Origin of the sequence: Nocardia aurea, assembly GCF_003123685.1 — a bacterium.
GTDB classification, from domain to species: Bacteria; Actinomycetota; Actinomycetes; order Mycobacteriales; family Mycobacteriaceae; genus Nocardia; species Nocardia aurea.
This window is the reverse complement of record NZ_QCYJ01000031.1, coordinates 1-3,796: the sequence shown is the minus strand read 5'-3', so window position 1 is coordinate 3,796 and position 3,796 is coordinate 1. Positions and strand designations below refer to the sequence as shown.

Sequence of the window (3,796 nt, the reverse complement as noted above, 5' to 3'; positions counted from 1 at the left end):
CGTCGAGCAGCAGCAGGTCGGTGCCCTGGGCCAGGGCCATGGAGATCCAGGCCCGCTGACGCTGCCCGCCGGACAGCTCGTCCAGTGGCCGCTCGGCCAGGTCGGCCAGCCCGGTCATCTCCAGCGCCCGGACCACCGCGGCCTCGTCGTCCGACGACCACTGCCGGTACCAGGTCTGGTGCGGGTGACGCCCCCGGGCGACCAGGTCGGACACGGTCAGCCCCTCGGGGGCGGTCGGCGCCTGCGGCAGCACGCCGAGCACCCTGGCCACCTCGCGGGTCGGCGTGCGGTCGATGCGCTTGCCGTCGAGCAGCACCTCGCCGCCCTGTGGCTTCAGCAGCCGGCCGAGGGCGCGCAGCAGCGTGGACTTGCCGCAGCCGTTCGGGCCGATGATCGTGGTCACCGTGCCGGCCTGTACGCCGAGGTCGAGGTTCTCGACGACGGTGCGGTCGCCGTACCCGAGCTTGACCCCGGCCGCCTGAAGCCTCATTTGCGTGCCTTCCAGATCAGGTGAATCAGGTATGGCGCGCCGAGCACCGCCGTGACGACGCCCACGGGGAGTTCGAGCGGCGAGAAGGCGGTGCGCGCGATCAGGTCGGCGCCCGTCGTCAGCACCGCGCCCACCACGGCCGACGACAGCAGCGGCGGTTGCGGGCAGCGGGCCAGCCGGAGCGCGATCTGCGGCGCGGCGAGCGCGACGAACGCTATGGGGCCGGCCGAGGCGGTGGCCACGGCGGCCAGCAGCACGGCGGCGAGGATCATCAGCGCGCGCGCCAGGTTGGTCCGCACGCCCAGCGCGGTGACAGTGTCGTCGCCGAAGCGCAGCGCGGCCAGTGACCGGGTGCCCAGCAGCGTCAGCGGGACGAGCGCGGCCAGGGCCAGGCCCACCGGTACGACGTGCTCCCAGCCGCGCCCGTTGAGCGAGCCGGTGATCCAGATCATGGCCCTGCCGGTGTCGTTGACGTCGCCGACGGTCAGCAGCCAGTACTTCACGTTCGTGAACACGGCGGCCACGCCGATGCCGACCAGGACCAGCCGGTAGCCGTCCAGCCCGCGCCGCCAGGCCAGCGCGTAGACCGTCACCGCCCCGGCCAGCCCGCCGAGCAGGGCGAGCGCCGGGATGCCGAGGGCCGAGAACAGCCCGCTGGCGCCGCCGTACGCGCTGCCGCTGAGCACCACGCCGGCCACGACCGTCACCGAGGCGCCGGTGGTGACGCCGAGGATCTCGGGGCTGGCCAGCGGGTTGCGGGCGATGGACTGGATGATCGCGCCGGACAGGGCGAGCGCCCCGCCGACCAGCGCGCCGGTCAGCGCGCGGGGCAGGCGCAGCTCCATGACGACGAAGTGGCCGGCGTCGGCCGGGTCGAACGTGGCCCGCAGGACCTCGGCGACGCTCATCGGGATGTCGCCGAGGCGCATGTTCAGCGCCATGAGCAGGGCGAGCAGCAGCAGCCCGCCGAGCGTGACGGCGGTGCCGCGCGGCCGTACCTGCCAGGACAGGCCGGCCACGCGCAGGGGGAAGGCGGTCATCACAGCCGCACCGGCTTCCTGCGCCGCACCAGCGCGACGAAGAACGGAGCGCCTATCAGGGCGAGCACCACTCCCACCTCCAGTTCCCCTGGTGGGGCCACGACCCGGCCGATGACGTCGGCCAGCAGCAGCAGCGCCGCGCCGACCAGCCCCGAGTACGGCAGGAGCCAGCGGTGGTCGGTGCCGCACAGCGGCCGGGTCACGTGGGGCACCAGCAGCCCCACGAACGCGAGCGCCCCGCACGCGGCCACCGAGGCCCCGGAGAGCAGCGTGACGGCGGCGACGCCGACGCCCCGGGTGAGGGCGATGTTCTGGCCGAGGCCGCGGGCCACGTCCTCGCCGAGCGACAGCGCGTTGAGACCGGGGGCGTTGGCCATGGCCAGCACGAGCCCGGTCACGATGAACGGCAGCACCTGCCAGAGCACGTCCGCGCCCCGGGCGGCGATCGAGCCGGCCTGCCAGAACCTGAAGACGTCCATGGCCTGCTCGTCCAGGAGCACGATGGCCGAGGTCAGCGCGTACAGGAAGGCGCTGACGGCGGTGCCCGCGAGCGCCAGCGTGACCGGGGTGGGCCCGCCCCGGCCGCCCACCATGCCGAGCGCGAACACGCCGACGCTCGCGATCAGGGCGCCGGCCAGCCCGAACCAGATGTAGGCGAGCAGGCTCTGCGCGCCGAGCAGGATGATCGCGGCCACCATCGCGAACGCCGCGCCCTGGGTGACGCCGAGCAGGCCCGGGTCGGCGAGCGGGTTGCGGGTGTGGCCCTGCATGAGCGCTCCGGCGACGCCGAGCGCCAGCCCGGCCAGCACGCCGAGCGCCGTCCTGGGCAGGCGGAGGGAGCGGATGACGATGTCGTTCTCGGTGCCGGTCGGGGCGGTCAGCGCCTGCCAGGCGTCGGCCAGGGGCACCGCCTTGGCGCCGATGGTGACGCTGAGCAGCACGGCCACGCCCAGGGCCGCGAGGAGGGCGGCCAGCACGAGGCCCCGTCGCCGGCGGATGCCCCGGAGGCGCGGCGCGACGGCGGGGGCGGCGGTCACGTGTTCCTCCCAGCGTGTTTGCCCGATCGTGGTGAAGTATGCCAGCTTAGGCATGGCTACCCTAAATAAGGGTTACCTAAATTCTGTGAGGGAGAGGGATTCCGATGAGACCGTTGCGCGTGCTGATGGGTCCGATGGTGGGCGCGGTGGCGCTGGTGGCCGGGCTGGCCGCCTGCGGCTCGACCGGCTCCACGACGCCCGGGGCCACGGGGCAGGCGGGGCAGGCCACCGGGCAGCAGAGCGGCGGGCCGTTCCGCACCGTCAAGCACGCGATGGGCGAGACGGTCATCCCGGCCCAGCCCAAGCGGGTCGTCGCGCTCGACCAGAGCTTCGTCGACGCGGTCCTGACCCTGGAGACGCCGGTGGTCGGCTACACCACCTACCGGTCCATCGAGTCCAAGCTCCCCGACTATCTCGGCGCGGTCGCCGCCGCGCACGGCAAGGAGGCGACCCCGGTCGGCACGCTGGAGGAGCCGAGCCTGGAGAAGATCGCGGCGCTCAAGCCCGACCTGATCGTCTCGGCCAAGGTCCGCCACGAGGCGCTGTACGGCAAGCTCGCCAAGATCGCTCCGACCGTCTTCAGCGAGACCACCGGCGCGATCTGGAAGGAGAACCTCCGGCTCGTCGGTCAGGCGCTCGGCAAGGAGCAGCTCGCCGACGCCAAGCTCAAGGAGTACGAGGACCGTGCCGACAAGATCGGCGGCGCGATCAAGGAGAAGCAGGGCGGCAAGCTGCCGGCCATCTCCATCGTCCGCTTCGCCGGCGAGCCGACCGTCCGCCTGTACGTCGAGAAGTCCTACTCCGGCCTGGTCATGAAGGACGTCGGCTTCCCGCGCCCCGAGGGCCAGCCCACGACCGAGGACTCGATCGTGGTGGACGTCAGCCAGGAGCGCATCGCGGACCTGGACGCCGAGCACATCTTCGTCGCGACCTACCCCGACCCCTCCAGCGACGGGCCGAAGGCGAAGTTCGTCAACAACCCGCTCTGGGGCAGGCTCAAGGGCGCCAAGCACGAGGTGAGCGACCAGACGTGGATGACCGCGGTCGGCATCCAGGGGGCGCACGCGATGCTCGACGACGTGGCCAAGCTCTTCGAGGTGGACCCCGCCAAGATCGCCTCCTAGCCTCCGGGTCAATCGGCCAGGAAGGCGCGCAGGTCGGCCAGATGCGGCTGGATGTCCAGCCCCTGACCGGCGAGCCAGCCGGGGTCGCAGTAGGTGCCCCGGTAT

The 3,796-nt window shown here is 72.8% G+C and carries 4 protein-coding genes; 1 reads left to right on the top strand and 3 read right to left on the bottom strand.

Annotated elements, in window-relative coordinates; all coding sequences use genetic code 11:
* From DAT37_RS11870 to DAT37_RS11860, 3 genes are all read right to left on the bottom strand, one after another.
* On the bottom strand, positions 1-490 hold a 490-nt coding region (locus DAT37_RS11870; protein ID WP_157978424.1), incomplete at its 3' end, for an ABC transporter ATP-binding protein.
* A complete protein-coding gene (locus DAT37_RS11865; RefSeq protein WP_109524831.1) occupies positions 487-1,530 on the bottom strand; it encodes a FecCD family ABC transporter permease in 1,044 nt (347 codons plus the stop codon). The genes DAT37_RS11870 and DAT37_RS11865, both read right to left, overlap by 4 nt.
* On the bottom strand, positions 1,530-2,621 hold the full coding sequence (locus tag DAT37_RS11860) for a FecCD family ABC transporter permease (protein ID WP_109524830.1): 1,092 nt from the start codon (positions 2,619-2,621) through the stop codon (positions 1,530-1,532). The genes DAT37_RS11865 and DAT37_RS11860 overlap by 1 nt, the downstream gene beginning before the upstream one ends.
* A gap of 50 nt (positions 2,622-2,671) precedes the next feature.
* Between DAT37_RS11860 and DAT37_RS11855 the strand changes: the two genes are divergently transcribed.
* Complete coding sequence (locus DAT37_RS11855) at positions 2,672-3,691, top strand: ABC transporter substrate-binding protein (RefSeq protein WP_109524829.1); 1,020 nt, start codon at positions 2,672-2,674, stop codon at positions 3,689-3,691.
* Positions 3,692-3,796: the final 105 nt, after the last annotated feature.